At 71.5% G+C, this 18,426-nt stretch carries 16 protein-coding genes and 1 pseudogene; 9 read left to right on the top strand and 8 right to left on the bottom strand.

Translation table 11 applies throughout. The features are described from left to right. The 4 genes from SSOG_RS32615 to SSOG_RS32600 form a co-directional block, all read right to left on the bottom strand. Positions 1–938 (bottom strand): alpha-amylase family glycosyl hydrolase (locus SSOG_RS32615; protein ID WP_039942092.1); only part of this gene is annotated, 938 nt, incomplete at its 3' end. Positions 939–980: 42 nt separating this feature from the next. Beyond that, on the bottom strand, positions 981–1,811 hold the full coding sequence (locus SSOG_RS32610; protein ID WP_039939234.1) for a sugar ABC transporter permease: 831 nt from the start codon (positions 1,809–1,811) through the stop codon (positions 981–983). Between the two features lie 5 nt (positions 1,812–1,816). Beyond that, positions 1,817–2,773 (bottom strand): carbohydrate ABC transporter permease, encoded by a 957-nt coding sequence (locus SSOG_RS32605; protein ID WP_039942090.1) that lies wholly within the window; start codon positions 2,771–2,773, stop codon positions 1,817–1,819. A gap of 11 nt (positions 2,774–2,784) precedes the next feature. Further along, positions 2,785–4,059 (bottom strand): extracellular solute-binding protein, encoded by a 1,275-nt coding sequence (locus SSOG_RS32600; protein ID WP_009718524.1) that lies wholly within the window; start codon positions 4,057–4,059, stop codon positions 2,785–2,787. 269 nt (positions 4,060–4,328) lie between these two features. Here SSOG_RS32600 and SSOG_RS32595 point away from each other — a divergent pair, with 269 nt between their 5' ends. The 6 genes and pseudogenes from SSOG_RS32595 (at position 4,329) to SSOG_RS32570 (ending at position 10,747) form a co-directional block, all read left to right on the top strand. Next, positions 4,329–5,990 (top strand): glycoside hydrolase family 13 protein, encoded by a 1,662-nt coding sequence (locus tag SSOG_RS32595; protein WP_009718523.1) that lies wholly within the window; start codon positions 4,329–4,331, stop codon positions 5,988–5,990. 25 nt (positions 5,991–6,015) lie between these two features. After that, positions 6,016–7,043 (top strand): annotated as a pseudogene (locus SSOG_RS32590) (LacI family DNA-binding transcriptional regulator). A gap of 50 nt (positions 7,044–7,093) precedes the next feature. Further along, the gene (locus SSOG_RS32585) at positions 7,094–7,897 is read left to right on the top strand and encodes a phosphatase PAP2 family protein (protein WP_050800041.1); all 804 of its coding nucleotides are present in this window, start codon (positions 7,094–7,096) and stop codon (positions 7,895–7,897) included. A gap of 159 nt (positions 7,898–8,056) precedes the next feature. Next, a complete protein-coding gene (locus SSOG_RS32580; RefSeq protein ID WP_009718520.1) occupies positions 8,057–8,857 on the top strand; it encodes an HAD family hydrolase in 801 nt (266 codons plus the stop codon). A gap of 88 nt (positions 8,858–8,945) precedes the next feature. Beyond that, complete coding sequence (locus tag SSOG_RS32575; RefSeq protein ID WP_039939233.1) at positions 8,946–10,091, top strand: threonine synthase; 1,146 nt, start codon at positions 8,946–8,948, stop codon at positions 10,089–10,091. Next, complete coding sequence (locus SSOG_RS32570) at positions 10,088–10,747, top strand: helix-turn-helix transcriptional regulator (protein ID WP_009718518.1); 660 nt, start codon at positions 10,088–10,090, stop codon at positions 10,745–10,747. The genes SSOG_RS32575 and SSOG_RS32570 overlap by 4 nt, the downstream gene beginning before the upstream one ends. 12 nt (positions 10,748–10,759) lie before the next feature. On the opposite strand, the gene SSOG_RS32565 is transcribed toward SSOG_RS32570, so the two are convergent. The 4 genes from SSOG_RS32565 to SSOG_RS32550 form a co-directional block, all read right to left on the bottom strand. After that, positions 10,760–12,325, bottom strand: coding sequence for an ABC transporter substrate-binding protein (locus SSOG_RS32565; RefSeq protein WP_009718517.1), 1,566 nt, complete (start codon positions 12,323–12,325; stop codon positions 10,760–10,762). After that, complete coding sequence (locus SSOG_RS32560; RefSeq protein ID WP_009718516.1) at positions 12,322–12,627, bottom strand: hypothetical protein; 306 nt, start codon at positions 12,625–12,627, stop codon at positions 12,322–12,324. Before SSOG_RS32560 ends, SSOG_RS32565 begins: the two co-directional genes overlap by 4 nt. Continuing rightward, positions 12,605–14,470, bottom strand: a complete 1,866-nt coding sequence (locus SSOG_RS32555; RefSeq protein ID WP_009718515.1) for a hypothetical protein — start codon at positions 14,468–14,470, stop codon at positions 12,605–12,607. Before SSOG_RS32555 ends, SSOG_RS32560 begins: the two co-directional genes overlap by 23 nt. A gap of 65 nt (positions 14,471–14,535) precedes the next feature. Continuing rightward, complete coding sequence (locus SSOG_RS32550) at positions 14,536–15,216, bottom strand: response regulator (protein WP_009718514.1); 681 nt, start codon at positions 15,214–15,216, stop codon at positions 14,536–14,538. Between the two features lie 186 nt (positions 15,217–15,402). Between SSOG_RS32550 and SSOG_RS32545 the strand changes: the two genes are divergently transcribed. From SSOG_RS32545 to SSOG_RS32535, 3 genes are read left to right on the top strand one after another with little or no spacing between them, the layout of a single operon-like run. Beyond that, positions 15,403–16,380, top strand: coding sequence for a Bug family tripartite tricarboxylate transporter substrate binding protein (locus SSOG_RS32545; RefSeq protein ID WP_009718513.1), 978 nt, complete (start codon positions 15,403–15,405; stop codon positions 16,378–16,380). Then, complete coding sequence (locus tag SSOG_RS32540; RefSeq protein WP_039939232.1) at positions 16,377–16,907, top strand: tripartite tricarboxylate transporter TctB family protein; 531 nt, start codon at positions 16,377–16,379, stop codon at positions 16,905–16,907. The genes SSOG_RS32545 and SSOG_RS32540 overlap by 4 nt, the downstream gene beginning before the upstream one ends. A gap of 3 nt (positions 16,908–16,910) precedes the next feature. Then, the gene (locus SSOG_RS32535) at positions 16,911–18,407 is read left to right on the top strand and encodes a tripartite tricarboxylate transporter permease (protein WP_009718511.1); all 1,497 of its coding nucleotides are present in this window, start codon (positions 16,911–16,913) and stop codon (positions 18,405–18,407) included. Positions 18,408–18,426: the final 19 nt, after the last annotated feature.

Below are 18,426 nucleotides of genomic sequence, written 5' to 3'. Positions count from 1 at the left end.
GCACCGTCCTTGTAGCTGAGGGTGGAGCCGTTGCGCTCGGTGTCCCAGTTGTCGACGAAGACACCGGACCGGCCGCTCGCCATATAGCCCCAGCCCTCGCCGAAGTTCTCCAGATACGCCAGCCTCTCGCTCTGGAACACCCGCTTGAGGTCACGGCCGTAGCGGAACTCCTGGACGTCCCCGTTGGCCAGGTACTCCGTCGGGGAGACCGCCTCGCCCTCGCCGTAGATGACCTCCTGCTTCCAGTAGACGCCGGGATCGCTCAACTGGCTCTTGATGGCGGCCAGGTCGTCGGCCGGGATGTGCTTGGCGCCGTCGACGCGGAAGCCGTCCACACCGAGCGAGAGCAGGTCGTTCAGGTACTGCGCGAGCCGGGTCCGGACGTACGGCTCACCGGTGTCCAGGTCCGCGAGGCCCACCAGCTCGCAGTGCTGCACGTTCCAGCGGTCCTGGTAGTTGCTGATCTGCGAGGTGCAGTCGTCCATGTCCTGGGGTTGGTAGATCCCGGGGTAGGTGTACTTGGTGTACGAGGAGCCGCCGGTACCGGTTCCGGATCCGGCGGACATGTGGTTGATGACGGCGTCGGCGACGACCTTGACGCCCGCGGCATGACAGGTGTCGATCATGTTCTTGAAGGCGGTGCGGTCACCGAGCCGCCCGGCGATCTTGTAGCTGACGGGCTGGTAGGACGTCCACCACTGGCCGCCCTGGATGTGCTCGGTGGCCGGGGACACCTCGACGTAGCCGTATCCGGCGGGGCCCAGGGTGCTGGTGCACTCCTTGGCGACGGAGGCGTACGACCACTCGAAGAGTTCGGCGGTGACGTCCTTGGTTCCGGGCGGTGCCGCCTGTGCGGTCCGCGGGGACCCGGCGACGAGCGCCGTCGCGCCCGCCGCGAGGGCGAGCACGACGGCGAGGGAAGTACGGCTACCGGTCATCGTTCCTCCGTGGGGGGAGTCTCGTACCGTGGTGGTGTCTCGTTATGACTTGGTCGCTCCGGCTGTCAGCCCGGCCACCAGATGCCGCTGCACCCAGGCGAACACCAGCGCCGCCGGGGTGGCGATCATGACGGCGGCGGCGGTCATCGCGCCCCAGTCGGAGGTGTACTGGTTGACGAAGGTCTGGAGGCCCGCGGCGAGCGTCAGGTTCTCCTCGCCCGTCATGAAGGCGGACGCGTAGGCGACTTCGGCCCATGCGGTGATGAAGGTGTAGAACGCGGTGACCGCGATGCCCGGCTTGGCGAGCGGGACGACCAGCCGCCAGAAGGCGCCGAAGGGGTTCAGCCCGTCGACCCGCCCCGACTCGTCGATGTCGACCGGGATGGTGTCGAAGTAGCCCTTCATCATCCAGGCGCAGAACGGCACGGCCACCGTCAGATAGGTGACGATGAGCGAGACCGGCTGGTTGAGCCAGCCGAGCGTCGACATGATGGTGTAGAGCGGCACGATGAGTATGGCCACCGGGAACATCTGGATGACCAGCAGCAGCCACATCAGCGGCCGCATGCCGGGGAAGCGGAAGCGGCTGACGGCGTAGCCGGTGGTGGCCGCGATGAACACCCCCAGCACGGTCGTGCAGCCGACGACCAGCAGTGAGTTGCCGAACCAGGTCGGGAACTCCGTATCGCCCAGCACATGGCCGTAGTTCCCCAGCGTGGGGTCCTTGATCACATCGGTGCTGAACGCCTCGCCCTTGGGCTTGAACGAGGTCACCAGCAGCCACAGCGGCGGGAAGACCGCGACAGCCGAGGCGAGGATCAGGGTCGTGTGCAGCCCGATCGAGGCGAGGGGGCCGCGGCGCCGGTCGCGCATGGCTGTCACACCTCTCCCTGTTTGCGGAGTGCCCGGCGGTAGACCACCGCGAAGAGCAGGAGGATGAGCAGGATGAGGACGCCCCAGGCGGAGGCGCCCGCGTAGTCGCGCGGACTGTTGACGAAGGAGATCCGGTACGCGTACGTCACCAGGATCTCCGTGGTGTCGCCGGGCCCGCCGCGGGTGAGCAGGTAGATCACCGGGAACATGTTGAAGGTCCAGATGGTGGAGAGCAGGACCACGGTGGAGGAGACCGCCCGCAGCCCGGGCAGGGTGATGTGACGGAACCGCTGCCAGGGGCTCGCGCCGTCCATCTCGGCGGCCTCGTACCGCTCGCCGGGGATGGACTGGAGCCCGCCGAGCAGGGCGACCAGCATGAACGGCACCCCGATCCAGACGTTGACGGCGATCACCGAGACCTTGGCCAGGGTGGGGTCGTTCAGCCAGGGCACGGCGTCGATGCCGCCGCCGTCGAGGAGCTTGTTGAGGATGCCGTTCCGCTCGTTGTAGAGCAGCCGCCAAGCGAAGACGGAGACGAAGGCGGGCACCGCCCAGGGCAGGATCAGCAGCGAGCGGTAGACGGCGCGCCCGGCGAACCGGCGGTTCAGCAGCACGGCGAGGCCCAGGCCGAGGCAGAAGGTGACAGCGACGCAGGAGACGGTCCAGGTGACGGTCCACAGGAGCCGGTCCAGGAAGACCTCGTCCTTCAGGACCGCGGTGAAGTTGTCGAGGCCGGTGAAGCGGTAGGTGGCGGGGAGGTGGTTGATTCCGATGGTGCGCTCGACGTTGGTCTCGTCGGCATCGGTGAGCGAGAGGTAGACGCCGCGGCCCAGCGGATAGCCGATGATCAGGCCGAGGACGATCACGACGGGCGCGACCATGGCCCAGGCGTACCAGTGGCGGGCCAGCGCGGTGCGGATGCGGCCGGGCGGTTTCGCCGTGCGGCCGATGTCGACGGTCATCGTCACCGGCCCTACTTCCAGTCGCCCTTGAGGAGCTTGCGGTATGCGTCCCCGACCGAGGTCGCGGCCTCCTTCGGCGATGTCCTGCCGGCGAGCACGTTCGGGAACTGGACCAGGATCGCCTGGAAGAGGCTGTTGCCCTCGGGGATCCACGGGCGCTCGACGGCCTTGTCGACGGCGGCCTTGAAGAACTTCACATTGGGGTTGGCCGCGACCGTCTCGTTCCGGTAGACGGAGGTGCGGGTGGGCAGCAGGCTCAGCTTCTCGGTGGTCTTCGCCTGGACCTCGGCCGAGCCCATGTAGCGGGCGAAGGCGTAGGAGGCGTCGAGGTTCTTCGAGCCCGCGTAGACGGTGAGGTTGTGGCCGCCCTGCGGGGCGCCCTGGCCGCCGCTGCCCGCCGGTACGGGGACCACGCCGAGGTTGGACGGGTCCTTGAACGCCTTGCCCGCCAGGGTGTCCTCGATCGCCCACGGCCCGTTGAGGGTCATCGCCACGTCGCCGTTCTTGATGGCGTGCTGCATGGTGTCCCAGCCGTCGGTGGCGTCGGTCTCCGCCGCGCCCGAGGCGACCAGGTCGCGGGCGGCGGCGAACGCCTTGACGCCGGGACCGTCGTCGACGGTGACCTTCTTCGCGCCGGCGTCGAGCAGATCGCCGCCCTCGCCGTAGAGGAAGGGCAGATACCAGTAGGCGTCGTCGCCGCGCAGATAGAGCCCGGTCTTGCCGGTCTTCTGCTTGATCTTCTTCGCGGCGGCCTTCAGCCCGGCCCAGCTGGTGGGCGGCGCCACCCCGGCCTCCTTCAGCATCTTCTTGTTGTAGAAGAGGCCGAGGGTGTCGATGACCTGCGGTACGCCGTACGTCGCGCCCTTGAACTTCGTCCCGGCGGCCGCCTTGGGCAGATAGTCGGACCGGTCGGCGAGGGCCGTGGTGCCGTCCAGCTTGGCGAGGTAGCCGATGTTGGCGAGGTCCTGGGTCCAGGCCACCTCGGCGCGCAGCACGTCGGGGGCGCCGGAGCCGCCGGAGCCTGCGGCGTTCTTGAACTTGGCCAGGGCCTCGCCGAACGGGACGTTGACGTAGTTCACCTTCACGTCCGGGTACTTCTTCTGGAAGCCGCGCGCGAGCTGCTCGTACGTGCCCTTCTCGGCCTCGTTCGAGGTGTCCCAGTAGGTCACGGTGCCGGAGATCTTGCCGTCGGATCCCTTTCCGCCGCCGTCCCCGTCGCCGCCGCACGCGGTCCCCGTGAGCGCGATGACCGCGACGAGCGCGGTGGCCGCAATGCCATGTCGCATCTGAACCCCTCCCCGAGCCGGCCGGCGGCGCCATGGCGGCCGCCGGATTGCGCAGGAACGTAACAGCGCCGCGGAGCGCCGGAAAGACCCCCGGAAAAAACTTGCGGTGAGTTTCTGCAAGCGGACCGGATCGTTACTCCCGCGTGTCCCCGTGGTAGCCGCCCAGGCGCTTGACAGAGCGCCATACGGCCCCGTAGTGCGCCTTTTGGGCGCCACCGACCCCTGCAAACTCTTCCGCAAGACATTGCAGAGCTGTTACGTTCACCGGCATGACCCAGGAGCTCACGACCTCCCTCCAGGCCGGGCCGGCGCGATCCCCCGAGGGGACCGGCTGGTGGCGGGACGCCGTCATCTACCAGGTGTACGTCCGGTCCTTCGCCGACAGCGACGGCGACGGCGTCGGGGATCTGCGCGGCGCGCGCGAGCGGCTGCCGCATCTCGCCCGGCTCGGGGTGGACGCCGTCTGGCTGACGCCGTTCTACGCCTCGCCGCAGGCCGACGGGGGCTACGACGTGGCGGACTACCGCGCCGTCGATCCGCTCTTCGGCACCCTCCAGGACGCCGACGATCTGGTGCGCACCGCCCATGAGCTGGGGCTGCGGGTGATCGTCGACGTCGTCCCGAACCACACCTCGGACCGCCATCCGTGGTTCCTCGACGCGCTCGCGGACCGGCCTCGGGGGGCGGCCCGCGAGCGGTACCACTTCCGTCCCGGCCGGGGCACCGGCGGCGAACTGCCGCCGAACGACTGGGAGTCCGTCTTCGGCGGCCCGGCCTGGACCCGCACCACAGGCCCGGACGGCACCCCGGGCGAGTGGTATCTCCACCTGTTCGCGCCCGAGCAGCCCGACCTCAACTGGGACTGTCCGGAGGTCCGCGAGGAGTTCGACTCCGTGCTGCGCTTCTGGCTGGACCTGGGCGTGGACGGATTCCGTATCGACGTCGCCCACGGCATGGTCAAGGCCCCGGGGCTGCCCGACATCGGCCGCACCGAACAGGCCAAGCTGATCGGCTCGCAGGTGCTGCCGTTCTTCGACCAGGACGGGGTGCACGAGATCCACCGCGGCTGGCGGCGCCTGCTGGACTCCTACCCGGGGATGCGGATCGGCGTCGCCGAGGCCTGGGCGCCCAGCGCCGAGCGGCTCGCCCTGTACGTACGCCCGGACGAGCTGCACCAGGCGTTCAACTTCCAGTTCCTCAAGTGCCCGTGGGACGCGGCCGCGATGCGCGAGGTGATCGACGAGTCGCTGGCCGCCACCGCCTCCGTCGGCGCCCCGACCACCTGGGTGCTCTCCAACCACGACGTCGTCCGGCACACCACCCGGTACGCCGAGGACGGCGCCGGGCAGGGGCTGCGGCGGGCCCGGGCCGCGGCCCTGCTCACCCTGGCGCTGCCGGGTTCGGCGTATCTGTACCAGGGCGAGGAGCTGGGCCTTCCCGAGGTCGTCGACCTGCCGGACGAGGCCCGCCAGGACCCGGCGTTCTTCCGTACCTCCGCCGACGGGCAGGACGGCCAGGACGGTCAGGAGGGCCGGCGCGACGGCTGCCGGGTGCCGCTCCCCTGGTCGCGTTCGGGCCCCTCGTACGGCTTCGGGCCGGGCGGCAGCTGGCTGCCGCAGCCCGACGGCTGGGCGGACGCCTCCGTGGAGGCGCAGACCGGCGACCCGGAATCCACCCTGGAGCTGTACCGCGCCGCGCTCGCGCTGCGCCGGGAGCTGCCGGGCCTGGGCGACGGGCCGATGAGCTGGCTCCCGGCCCCGGCGGGGGTGCTCGCGCTGTCGCGCCCGGGCCTCGTCTGCACCCTCAACACCCTCGGGGAGGAGGTCCGGCTGCCGCTGCCGGGGCGCGCGCTGCTGTCCTCCGCGCCGCTGGCGTACGACGCCGGTACGGTGCGCATTCCCGCCGAATCCTGCGCGTGGTGGGCAATCTGACATGCGACCGGTAAGGTCCCACTCCATGACCGCACGGCTTGCCGACATCGCAGCCCAGGCGGGGGTCAGTGAAGCCACCGTCAGCCGCGTCCTCAACGGCAGGCCGGGGGTGGCGTCGACCACCCGCGAGTCCGTCCTCGCCGCCCTGGACGTCCTCGGCTACGAGCGGCCGGTGCGGCTGCGGCAGCGCAGCGCGGGGCTGGTGGGACTGATCACGCCCGAGCTGGAGAACCCGATATTTCCCGCGCTCGCCCAGGTGATCGGGCAAGCGCTGACCCGGCAGGGCTACACCCCGGTGCTGGCCACCCAGACCCCCGGCGGTTCGACCGAGGACGAGCTGACCGAGATGCTGGTGGAAACGCGGCGTGGCCGGGATCATCTTCGTCTCGGGGCTGCACGCGGACACCTCGGCCGATATGCAGCGCTATGACCAGCTGCGCGGCCAGGGCGTGCCGTTCGTGCTGGTGGACGGCTTTCTCGCCGAAGGTGCGGGCGCCGTTCATCTCCCCCGACGACCGGGCCGCGATGCTGCTGGCCGTCACTCACCTGGTCTCCCTCGGGCACACCCGGATCGGGCTCGCGCTCGGGCCCAAGCGGTTCGTGCCCGTGCTGCGGAAGATCGAGGGCTTCCAGCACGCCATGCGGGACCGGCTGGGGGTGGCGCCCGAGGAGTCCGAGGAGCTGATCCAGCATTCGCTGTACACCCTGGAGGGCGGTCAGGCCGCGGCGGGCGCGCTGATCGACCGGGGCTGTACGGCGGTGGTGTGCGCGAGCGACATGATGGCACTGGGGGCCATACGCGCGGCCCGGCGGCGGGAGCTGCGGGTCCCGCAGGACGTCTCGGTGGTCGGCTTCGACGACTCCCCGCTGATCGCCTTCACCGACCCACCGCTGACCACCATCCGCAAACCGGTCCAGTCGATGGGGCAGGCGGCGGTGCGGGCGCTGCTGGAGGAGATCGGCGGCACCCCGGCTCCGCCCAGCGAGTTCGTCTTCCTGCCCGAACTGGTGGTCCGCGGGTCCACCGCCGCCGCGCACGGCGCCCGCCCGTAACAGGACATAAGCACACCCCGTATCGGACATCTCTGGCAGACTGTTGCCCTATGGGTGAAGCGACTTCTCGGACCGCGATGGACCGGCTGCGGACGCCGCGGCGGCCCCGGCTCTGGTTCGAGATCGTCCTGCTCGCGGTCAGCTACTGGACGTACTCCTTAATCCGCAACGCCGTCCCCGAGCAGCGCGCCGAGGCGCTGCGCAACGCGGGCTGGATCTGGGACTGGGAGCACCGGCTCGGGATGGCCTTCGAACGCGGCGTCAACCACGCGAGCGACTCGATCAGCTGGCTCATCGTCGGCATGAACTACTACTACGCCACGCTGCACTTCATCGTGACGCTCAGCGTGCTGGTGTGGCTCTACCACTGGCACCCGGGCCGCTACGCCGCCATCCGGCTCGCCCTCTTCGCGACCACCGGCGTGGCCCTGCTCGGCTACTACCTCTTCCCGCTGGCCCCGCCCCGGCTCATGCACGGCGGGCACTTCATCGACACGGTCGTGGTGCACCACACCTGGGGCTCGATGGCCTCGGGGAACCTGGCCAACATGTCCAACCAGTACGCGGCGATGCCCTCGATGCACATCGGCTGGTCGCTGTGGTGCGGCCTCACCATCGCCACCCTGGCCCGCCCGGTGTGGGTGCGGGTCCTGGGCCTGCTGTACCCGACGGCGACGCTGCTGGTGATCGTCGCGACGGCGAACCACTTCTGGATGGACGCGGTCGGCGGCATCATCTGCCTGTCCTTCGGCTTCGGGCTGTCGTACGCCTGGTACGGGGCGCTGCCGTACCGGCTGCCGAAGCAGGTGACCGGGCTGCGGCGGGCGCCCGAGGGTGAGCTGCGCCCGGCCTGATCGGCGTCTATCTGCACGGTTTGATCGGCCCCGGCCGACCCGCCATTCTGATGCACCGTGTACATCCCCGAAGCCACATCTGGCACTTCTGCCACTTCTGCCGCTCCTGCCCCCGGAGCCTTACTCCCCCGGCCCCGAGCCGCAGGGCCGCCCTTCCGGCTGGTGGCCACCGATCTCGACGGCACCCTGCTGCGCGGCGATCTGACGGTCTCGCCGCGCACCCGCGCCGCGCTGGGCGCCGCGGGCCGCGCCGGGGCGCGGCATCTGGTCGTCACCGGGCGCGCGGCCGTGTCCTGCCGGGAGTTCCTGGTGGCGATCGGCTACCAGGGGCTCGCGGTGTGCGGACAGGGCGCGCAGCTGTACGACGCGACCGCGGACCGGCTGCTGGTCTCGGCCGCGCTCGACCGCGACCTGGCCCGGTCGGTGGTGGCGCGCACCGAGGAGGCGCTGGGCGCGGGCCCGCTGGAGCTGGCCGTGGTGACCGCCGCGCCGGAGAACCGCTTCGTGGTCACGGCCGGGTTCGCCGAAGGACGGCGGCCGGGCTGGGACGCGTTGGTGGACCGGGAGGCGCTGTGGGCGCAGCCGATCGAGAAGGTGCTGATGCGCCACCGGTCGGTGGCCGACGACCTCGTCGCGGCGGCCGCGGCACAAGCGGGTGCGGGCGAGGCGTCGGTGACGCATTCGGAGAAGGGCATGATCGAGGTGCTGCCCGCGGGGATCACCAAGGCGGTGGGGCTGGGGCTGGCCGCGGAGCGGATGGGGTTCACCCCCGCGGACACGATCGCCTTCGGCGATATGCCGAACGACATCCCGCTGCTGGGCTGGGCCTCGTACGGCGTCGCGATGGGCAACGCGCATCCGGACCTGATCGCGCTGGCCGACGAGGTGGCGCCGCGCAACGACGAGGACGGGGTGGCGGTGGTGGTGGAACGGCTGTTCGCGCACGTCGCGTCCGCTTGAGCGTCCGCTTGAGCGCACCTTGATCCCGGCTTGCTCCTGGCTTGAGTCGCCGTCCGGGACCTTGACGATGGTTATACAACTACACAGAATGTCCAAGGTGCGAGCTGAACCCCATTACGTCGACGAGCGCTCCGGCGCCTCGTATCCGATCGACGAACCGCGCTGGTGCGGCGACGACGGCGCGCCGCTCACCGTCTCCGCGCTGCCCGGCATCACCCCCGAGCAGGTGGACACCGGGGCCCGGTCGCTGTGGCGCTACCGAGCGGCCCTCCCGGTGCGCATCGACGCCCCGGTGTCCTTGGGTGAAGGATGCACGCCGCTGGTCGAAAAGGACTGGGGCGGGGGTCGGGTGCGCTTCAAGCTGGAGTGGTTCAGCCCGACCGGCAGCTTCAAGGACCGCGGCACCAGCGTGATGATCTCCCTGCTGGCCCAGCGCGGCGTCCGCGAGGTCATCGAGGACAGCTCCGGCAACGGCGCCGCCTCCGTCTCCGCGTACTGCGCCGCCGCCGGGATCCGCGCCCGGATCCTCGCCCCGGAGTCGACGTCCCCGGCCAAGATCCTCCAGAGCCGGGCGTACGGCGCCGATGTCCAGCTGGTGCCCGGCGACCGGGACGCCACCGCCGCCGAGGCGCTGCGCCAGTCGGCCGCCACGTACTACGCCAGCCACAATTGGCACCCCTTCTTCCTCCAGGGGACCAAGACCCTCGCGTACGAGCTGTGGGAGGATCTCGGGTTCACCGCACCCGACGCCGTGGTGACGGTGGCCGGTGCCGGATCCACCGTGCTCGGCTGCGACCTCGGTTTCGGCGAGCTGCTGGCCGCGGGCCAGATCGCCCGGCGGCCACGGCTGCTGGTCGCCCAGCCCGCCAACTGCGCCCCCATCCACGCCGCGTTCCACGGCGAGAGCGCCGCCCCCGCCTTCGCCCCCACCATCGCCGAGGGCACGGCCATCCGCGAACCCGTCCGGCTGCCGGAGGTGGTGAGCGCGATCCGCCGCTCGGACGGCGACATGGCGGCCATCCCCGAGGACGCCATCGTCGCGGCGGTCCGCGAGCTGGCCGCGATGGGGCTGTACGCCGAGCCGACCAGCGCGACCGCCGCCGCGGCGATCGACGTCTTCCGGGCCCGCGGCGCGATCCGCCCCGGGGAGACCACCGTCGTCCTGCTGACCGGCTCGGGGCTGAAGGCGGCGACGACGATGGGCGCCCTGTTCACCCCGGAGGGCACACGATGACCGAAACGGCCGACGAGGAGCCCCGCGGCACCGCCGAGGACGAACTGCTGCTGCGCGAGGCGGAGAAGATCGTCACTGCCATCGGCCGGATGTTCCCCGGCCTGTGCGAGGTGGTGCTGCACGATCTGCGCCGCCCCGACCAGGCCATCCGTGTCATCGAGTCCAATCTCTCCGGCCGGTCGGTCGGCGACCCGGCCACCGAACTCGGCCTCGCCCGCATCGAGGACTGCGAGTTCCCCGGCATCGTCCAGAACTACTCCAACCGCTTCCCCGACGGCCGCCCGGCCAAGAGCACGTCCATCGGCATCAAGAACAGCGCGGGCACCTACGTCGCCGCCATCTGCCTCAACCTCGACGTCTCCCTCTTCGCCAGCGTCGCCCGCAGCCTCACCAACCTGGTGCGCACCGACGATCAGGAACAGCCCCTGATCGAGACCTTGCGGGCCCGCACCGTCGCCGAGCTGCGCACCGTCGTCGAGGAGTTCGCCGCCGCCCGCGGCCACACCCCGCGCGGCCTGGGCACCGCCGCCAAGAAGGAACTCGTCCGCTCCCTCCAGACCCGCGGCTTCCTCCAGGTCAAGCACTCGGTGCAGGTCGTCACCGAACTCCTCGGCGTCTCCCGCGCCACGGTCTACAACTATCTGCGCGCACCCTGAGAGTCCGCCGGCTCAGTCCGGCGCGGCCGTGCACTGTTCGGCGGGCGGGTGGCCGTCCGGCCAGGCGAGCTTCTCGAACTCGATGTGCCGGTCCTTCCTGGGCGACAGCCGCACGATGGCCACCGCCTTGTCGTACGGCGTGCCATAGCCGTTGAGGCAGATCCAGCCGCTCGCCCCGCGCACCATCTGGTCCCCGTGCAGCCGCGGCCACGCCGCCGCGATGGAGCCCAGGTCCGGCACCTGCCCCTTGGTGGTGGTGCGGTTGCGGATGCCCGCGATGGCCGTCGCCGCGGAGTCGTAGGTGGTGATCGTCCGGCCGTCGGCGAGCCCGGTCGGACCGATGTCGCCCACCCCGGATGCTTTCTCCCCACCGCCCACGAGCTTGCTGAGGGCCCGGAAGTCGGCCGCCGAACCGCCCGTCCCGGGCGGGTTGCCGGTGGTCCAGGCGCTCTCGTGGGTGATGGTCGCGTACTCGACCGTCAGCCCGGCGCCGTAGGAGAAGGCGTCCCAGTCCATCGTGGGGTCGTACGCCAGCGTCGACGCGCCCGAGACCGTGACCACGCGGTAGCGCTGGTCCGCGCAGCCGCGTTTGCCCAGCGCCCGGATCAGCTGGGCGAGCGCGGGCGGGCGGCCGGAGAAGTAGACCGTGGTGGCGCGGGAGTCACAGAGGTTGTTGACCATCTGGACGAAGTCGTTCGGGATGGCCTTCGACGAGTCGTACTGCTCGGAGTACGGCGTCCCCTTCGTTTCCGCGCGGAAGGCGGCGCGCAGCGATCGCGCGTACAGGTCGTCCGCGTGGGTGTCCTCCACCAGGAAGGTGTCCCGCGGCTTCGCCTTCAGGTGGTGGGTGAGTGCCCGCGCCTGGTCGCGGTTGGACGGCACGATCTTCGCCAGGCCCGGGTATCTCCGGGGGTTCTCACGGTCGTTGCCCAGGTCGTCCGCGGTGATGGGCCCGCCGACCACCGCGATGCCCTTCTCCCTGGTCAGATAGGCGATGGTCTGCTCGGTGCGGGTGACGCTGAGGTTGAACCCGAACACCGCGCGCAGCCGGTCCTTCCCCGACCGCGCCATCCCGGCGAGCTGGTCCGACACCTCCTTCCAACGGGTCATGTCACGGCCGGGGTTGGCGAGCACCAGCCGGATCGCCGGTTCGTCGGCGCTCTCGTGGTTCGCCCGGTACTGGGCGAGATAGGCGCCCTGGACCTCCCGTACCACCTGGGCCCGCTCCGCCACGTCGTCCTCTGTGAACGTCATGGGGATCATCAGCGCGATGGTGGCGTACGCCTTGCCGCTCTTGGTGACCTTCGTGTTCTCGGCCTTGATGCGGTCGGACACCGGGCCCAGTTCGGCCATGAAGGCGTGGCCGCCGTCGGTGACGCCCGTGCACTCGTCGTCGTCCGCGCGCTTGTCGACCCCGGCGCCGCACGAGCGGTCGGGCGTCAGCGTGACGACGCCGACCGCCACGAGACCGCCCACGACCAGCCCCACCAGGAGCCAGTTCAGGACGCGGCGGATCGGCGGAAGGGCGGAGTGCCAGTTCCGGATGGCTCTGAGGGGATGGGTCAGGGCACGGGTCATCGGCTATTTCCCTTGACTGGAAGATCAGGGGCCTGCACCCCGCTGACCAGGGCGTCGATCCAGCCGCCGTCCGCGATGGCGTCGACGTACGCGTTGTACGCCCGCTCGCGGCGCGGGCCGTTGCCGTACTCGGTGCACAGCGCCTCCAGCGCGGTCCGCACCTGCACCAGGTCGGTGTCCCGGTGGCCCGACGGCACCGCCGACAGCGGCGCGGACAGCCGCCATACGAGGGCCAGCAGCCGCCGGATCGCGGCGTGGACGCGCTGATCGCCGCCGGGCTCACAGGACGCGCAGACGGGCACGCCGTCCGTGGGTGGGTCCTCGGGGGCGAAACCGGCCCATGCCGGGGGCGCGGCCGCGATCAGGTTGAGATCGCTCAGCCACTCGGCGGGGGCACGGTGCAGATAGCGGTAGTGCATCGCCCGCACCACCAGGGTGTCGATACGGCCCTGGGCGAGCGCGTGGTGCAGATAGCGCGGATCGTGCCGGTCCGAATCGCGGGCCCGCACATCGCCGTCGTTGTACCGGGCGGCCGCGACGGCGTGCAGGCTGGTCCAGGACGCCTCGTCGGCCCCGGTTCTCGCGCCGTGCAGCAGAAGCGCGCGCAGCGCCCGGTCGGCGATCAGCGGCGGCTTCCCGGAGTGCGGCACCGGCCAGGGGCGGTGGTCCCAGTGCGGCCGCTCCAGGGTGGCGTCCCGCAGCCGTCTGACGCGCAGATCGGGACTGAGGCCGGGCAGCGCCGCCCGGTCGGGCCCGCAGCAGCCGCGCCGCGGCCTCCGCGTCCAGCGCGGGCGCGATCCGCAGCACCTCCTCCCGTACGCCCCCGTCGGGCAGCAGCCGCGCCACCAACCGGGCGCCCACGGGGTCGGCCGTGCCGGGTGACGGGAGCGACAGCAGCTGATCGAGGGCGAAGGGGCCGGACTCGCGCAACCGTGCCGTCGCCGCCCCGGCCAGCGCCAGCGCGTCGCCCGTGCGCCCGCCGCTCAACCGGGCGATCACGGCGGGCAGCGACGGCGGGTACGCGACGGCGTCGCCGAGCATCGTACGGATCTCCGCGTCGCCGACCCGGGGGATGCCGAGCCGCAGCAGCCACGCCTGCGGCGGGCACCGCTCCGGCTTCGTCCACGGGGGCGCGTCGGTGGTGAGGGCATGGGCGGCGGAGCCGTCCCCGAGCGAGGTGACGAAGACGGCGGGCAGCATGATGCGCCCGCGGCCGCGCCATTCCCGGCTGTCCCGTGCGTAGCGCGCGACGAACGGGTCGAGGAAGCGCTCGCGCAGCGCCTCGTCCACGTTGTCCAGCAGGATCAGCGACGGATGCTGGGTCCTGCGCGCCCAGGCGCCGTACGCGCCGTTGATGTCCGCCAGCAGGGCGGCGATCAGATCGGCCTCCACCTCGGCCCGGTCCGCTCCCCCTCGGCGGAACTTCCGGACCAGCGCGAACAGCCGCTGCACGGTGTCCCCGTCGATACGGTCCAGATGGGAGCGCCACCACGACGAGCCGTCCCGGCCGTCGTCGCCCCGGGCGAGGAGGGTGTCGGTGGCGGCGCTCAGCACCTCCTGGAGCCCCGGCACCCCGGGCAGCAGCCCCGCCACCACCCCGCCCAGCGCGTTCAGCCACCGCCCGATGACCACCTTGCGCGCCTGCGGGTCGGGGTTCCGCTGGGCGAGGAGCTCCCCCAACTCCTCCTCGGCCGCCACCAGATCGGGCGGCTGCACCTCGTCCCGGTCCCGGGCCTCGGGCCGCCAGGCGGTGATCACCAGCAGCGCGGGCGAGAGCCGCGGGAAGGTCAGGGTGCGCCGGGTGCCGTCGCGCTCGTAGCCGAGCTGGTGGGAGACGGTGAAGAGCAGGTTGGTCACCGGCGACGCGTGCGCGGTGTCCAGCCGGGCGCGGTCGCCCTGGTCGTCGGCCGAGTACGGGGCGTCCGCCAAGTCCACCCGGGCCGTGGGCACCCCCGCGTGATAGCCGTCGTACAGGGCGTCCAGCAGCGCCGTCTTGCCCGTGGCCCGGCCGCCGACGACCTCCACCACGGGCTCGCCCGCCGGGAACCGCCGCTTCTCCCACGGTCCGCCGCCCGGCGGCATCCCGAGCAGCGCCGGGGCCAGCGTGTCCATGACGCGATCGAGGTTGTACAGGCCGCTCCCCATCGTGCCCCCCGTGGCTCGCCCTTCCCCCCGCTATACCCGGCGAACACGCACCCCATGTACGGACATCAGGCGATCCAGCGGTAGCGGTGCTCGGGGCGGCCCGTACCGCCGTAGCGCAGGGTGACCTCGGCCTGGCCCGTATCGGCGAAGTACTCCAGGTAGCGGCGCGCGCTCACCCGCGAGAAGGCGCCCGCCTCGGCGCATTCGGCGGCGGACAGCCCGTCGGCGTGGGCCCGCAGGGTCCGCTCCACGAGGTCGGCGGTGTGCGGGGCCAGCCCCTTGGGCAGCTCGCGGGAGGCGCGCGGGCGGCCGCCGAAGATCTGGTCCACGTCCTCCTGGCGCGCCTCGCCGAGGGTGTCGAGCCGGGCGCGCAGGGCCGCCGCGTGCCGCAACTGGCCCTGGAGCGCGGCCCGGTCGAACGGCTTGATCAGGTAGTGCAGCGCCCCCGCGCGCAGCGCCTCGCGCACCACGTGGGCATCCTTGGCGGCGGTCACGAACAGGGCGTCCACATGATGGCCGCCGTCCTCCGCCTTCGCGCGCAGCTCGCGCAGCACGCTGATGCCGTCCATGTCCGGCAGATAGATGTCGAGGAGGACGAGGTCGGGGCGCAGATCCTCGGCGGCGCGCAGCGCCTCCGCCCCGGTGTGCGCGACCCCGGCCACCGTGAAGCCCTCCGTGGCGGCCACGAAGCGGCTGTGCAGCTTGGCCACCATGAAGTCGTCCTCGACGACCAGCACCGTCGTCACCCGCCGGCCCCTTTCCCGCGAACAGGCCCGCGATCACGCCGCGAACTCAACGACCACAACGTCCTTTACTACCGGAAGAGAGACAGCCCGGTAACCCATAGGCAACATGTGGCCCACCTCACAGACAAGCCCGAAAGGTGGTGTCACCAGGTGCGACAGCGTCCGAGCCTGCCGCTGCGTCCTGCCCTGCGTACCCCGCTCGCCGTACTCTCGGCGGCCCTGCTCGTCCTCCTCGCGCCGCCACTGCTCAGCTCCGGGGACGGCTCCGCGGGCGGCACCCACATTCCGGGCCTGCGCTTCATGGTGCCCAACACTCCCGGCGGCGGCTACGACATCACCGCCCGTACGGCCGCCAAGAGCGCCGAGGATGCCGACCTCGCCGACAACATCGAGGTCTTCAACCTCCCCGGCGCCGGCGGCACGGTCGGGCTGAGCCAGCTGGTGGCCGAGCGCGGCAACGGCAAGCTGGCGATGTCGATGGGGCTGGGTGTCGTCGGCGCCGTCCACACCAACCACGCGCCCTCCTCGCTCGCCGACACCACCCCCATCGCCCGGCTCACCGAGGAGCCGGACATCGTGGTCGTCGCCAAGAACTCCAAGTACCGGACCTTCGACCAGCTCCTCGCGGACTGGCGCAAGAAGCCCCACGCCCTCCCGGTCGGCGGCGGCTCCTCGCCCGGCGGCCCTGACCACATGGCCCCCATGCTCATGGCCAAGGCCGCCGGGATCGCCCCGAAGACCGTCAACTACATCGCGTACGACGGTGGCGGCGAGCTGCTGGCCTCCGTCCTCGGCGGCAAGGTCGCCTTCGGCGTCTCCGGCATCGGCGAATACCTCGACCAGATCAAGTCCGGCGATCTGCGGGTGCTCGCGGTCACCAGCGCCGAGCGGCCGAAGGGGCTCGACGCGCCCACGCTCAAGGAATCCGGGCTGGACGTGACGTTCACCAACTGGCGCGGCATCGTCGCCCCGCCCGGCCTGAGCGACAGCGAACGCGACAAGCTCACCGGCCTGATCGCCAAGCTCCACGCCTCCCAGGAGTGGAAGGACGCCGTCAAGCGCAACCAGTGGACCGACGCCTACCTCACGGGCAAGGACTTCGGGCGCTTCCTGGACACGCAGGACAAGCGCGTGGACACCGTGCTGAAGGAGCTGGGACTTTGACCGACACCCCCACCGGCCCTGGTGGTCCCACGCTTGCGGAACGCCTGCGCGGCCGCTCCGAACTCGGCGTCTGCGCGCTGCTGCTGATCCTCGGCGTCCTGGTCCTCGGCGACGCCCTCACCATGGACACGAGCTTCGCGCAGCGCGGCCCGGTCGGTCCCAAGACCGTGCCCGTCGTCGTCGGCGCCGGGCTCCTGGTGGTCGCCGTCCTCCTCGCCGTCGACGTCCTGCGCGGCGGCCGCGGCGAGGCCGAGGGCGGCGAGGACATCGACCTGAGCGCGCCCGGCGACTGGCGCACCGTGCTGCTCCTCGCCGGGGTCTTCCTCGGCAACGCCGTCCTCATCCAGCCCCTCGGCTTCCCGATCTCCGGCGCGCTGCTCTTCTGGGGCTCCGCGTACGCGCTGGGCAGCCGCTCCTTCTCACGTGACCCGATCGTCGCGGCCGTGCTGTCCGTGGTCACGTTCTTCGTCTTCGACCGGCTGCTGTCGGTTCCGCTGCCCGGCGGGCCGCTCATGGGGGTGCTCTGACCGATGGATTCCCTGAACTCCCTCCTCGACGGCTTCGGCACCGCCCTCTCCCCCGTCAACCTGCTGTGGGCGGCCGTCGGCGTGCTGCTCGGCACCGCGATCGGCGTCCTGCCCGGTATCGGCCCGGCGATGGCGGTCGCGCTGCTGCTGCCCGTCACGTACGGGCTCGACCCCACGGCCGCGTTCATCATGTTCGCGGGCATCTACTACGGCGGCATGTTCGGCGGCTCCACCACGTCGATCCTGCTCAACACCCCGGGTGAGACGGCGGCCGTGGTCGCCGCCATGGAAGGCCATCCCATGGCCAAGGCCGGGCGCGGCGCGCAGGCCCTCGCCGCGGCCGCCATCGGGCACTTCGCGGGCGGCATGATCGGCACGATCCTGCTGGTCTTCCTCGCCCCGACCGTCGCCGACCTCGCCGTCGACATCGGCGCCCCCGACTACTTCGCCATCATGGTCCTGGCGTTCGTCGCCGTGACCTCCGTCCTCGGCAGCTCCCGCATCCGCGGCTTCGCCTCCCTCCTCATCGGCCTCACCCTCGGTCTCGTCGGCCTGGACCGGCTGACCGGACAGCAGCGGCTCACCTTCGGTTCGCTCCAGCTCGCCGACGGCATCGACGTCGTGATCGTCGCCGTCGGGCTCTTCGCCATCGGCGAGGCGCTGTGGGTGGCGCTGCATCTGCGGACCCGCCCCGACCAGCCCATCCCCGTCGGCCGCCCCTGGCTCGGCAAGGCCGAACTGCGCCGCACCTGGCGCCCCTGGCTGCGCGGCCCCGCCATCGGCTTCCCCTTCGGCGCCATCCCCGCGGGCGGCGCCGAGATCCCCACCTTCCTCTCCTATGTGACGGAGAAGCGGCTCTCCAAGCACCGCGACGAGTTCGGCAAGGGCGCCATCGAGGGCGTCGCGGGCCCCGAGTCGGCGGCCTCCGCGTCCGCCGCGGGCACGCTCGTCTCCATGCTCACGCTCGGCCTGCCCACCACCGCCGTCGCCGCGGTGATGCTGGCCGCGTTCCAGCAGTACGGCATCCAGCCAGGACCGCTGCTCTTCGAGCGCGAACCGGACCTGGTCTGGGGCCTCATCGCCTCGCTCTTCATCGCCATGGGCCTGCTGATCGTCCTCAACCTGCCGCTGGCCCCGGTCTGGGCCAAGCTGCTCCGCATCCCCCGGCCCTATCTGTACGCGGGCATCCTCTTCTTCGCGGCCGTCGGCGCGTACGCGGTCGGCGGCGAGCCGCTGGACCTCGTCATCCTGCTCATCATCGGCCTGCTGGGCCTGCTGATGCGGCGCTACGGACTCCCCGTCCTGCCCGCCGTCATCGGCGTCATCCTCGGCCCCGGCGCGGAACTCCAGCTGCGGCGCGCGCTCCAGATCAGCGACGGCAGCCTCACGGGCCTGGTCAACACGCCCTTCGCGGTGACCGTGTACGTGGTGATCGCGCTGATCGTGACGTGGCCGTTGATACGAAAGCTGCTGCCTCGCCGCACGGAGGCGCGGCCCTGACGTACGGCGCGTACGGCCG

Source organism: Streptomyces himastatinicus ATCC 53653, assembly GCF_000158915.1.
GTDB lineage: Bacteria > Actinomycetota > Actinomycetes > Streptomycetales > Streptomycetaceae > Streptomyces > Streptomyces himastatinicus.
This window is presented reverse-complemented; position numbering and strand designations above follow the sequence as displayed.

Bases quoted from the DNA above. Each gene is read 5' to 3' on its own strand.
- SSOG_RS32610 (WP_039939234.1), bottom strand. From the start codon at position 1,811: ATGCGCGACCGGCGCCGCGGCCCCCTCGCCTCGATCGGGCTGCACACG.
- SSOG_RS32605 (WP_039942090.1), bottom strand. From the start codon at position 2,773: ATGACCGTCGACATCGGCCGCACGGCGAAACCGCCCGGCCGCATCCGC.
- SSOG_RS32600 (WP_009718524.1), bottom strand. From the start codon at position 4,059: ATGCGACATGGCATTGCGGCCACCGCGCTCGTCGCGGTCATCGCGCTC.
- SSOG_RS32595 (WP_009718523.1), top strand. From the start codon at position 4,329: ATGACCCAGGAGCTCACGACCTCCCTCCAGGCCGGGCCGGCGCGATCC.
- SSOG_RS32585 (WP_050800041.1), top strand. From the start codon at position 7,094: ATGGGTGAAGCGACTTCTCGGACCGCGATGGACCGGCTGCGGACGCCG.
- SSOG_RS32575 (WP_039939233.1), top strand. From the start codon at position 8,946: ATGTCCAAGGTGCGAGCTGAACCCCATTACGTCGACGAGCGCTCCGGC.
- SSOG_RS32570 (WP_009718518.1), top strand. From the start codon at position 10,088: ATGACCGAAACGGCCGACGAGGAGCCCCGCGGCACCGCCGAGGACGAA.
- SSOG_RS32565 (WP_009718517.1), bottom strand. From the start codon at position 12,325: ATGACCCGTGCCCTGACCCATCCCCTCAGAGCCATCCGGAACTGGCAC.
- SSOG_RS32555 (WP_009718515.1), bottom strand. From the start codon at position 14,470: ATGGGGAGCGGCCTGTACAACCTCGATCGCGTCATGGACACGCTGGCC.
- SSOG_RS32535 (WP_009718511.1), top strand. From the start codon at position 16,911: ATGGATTCCCTGAACTCCCTCCTCGACGGCTTCGGCACCGCCCTCTCC.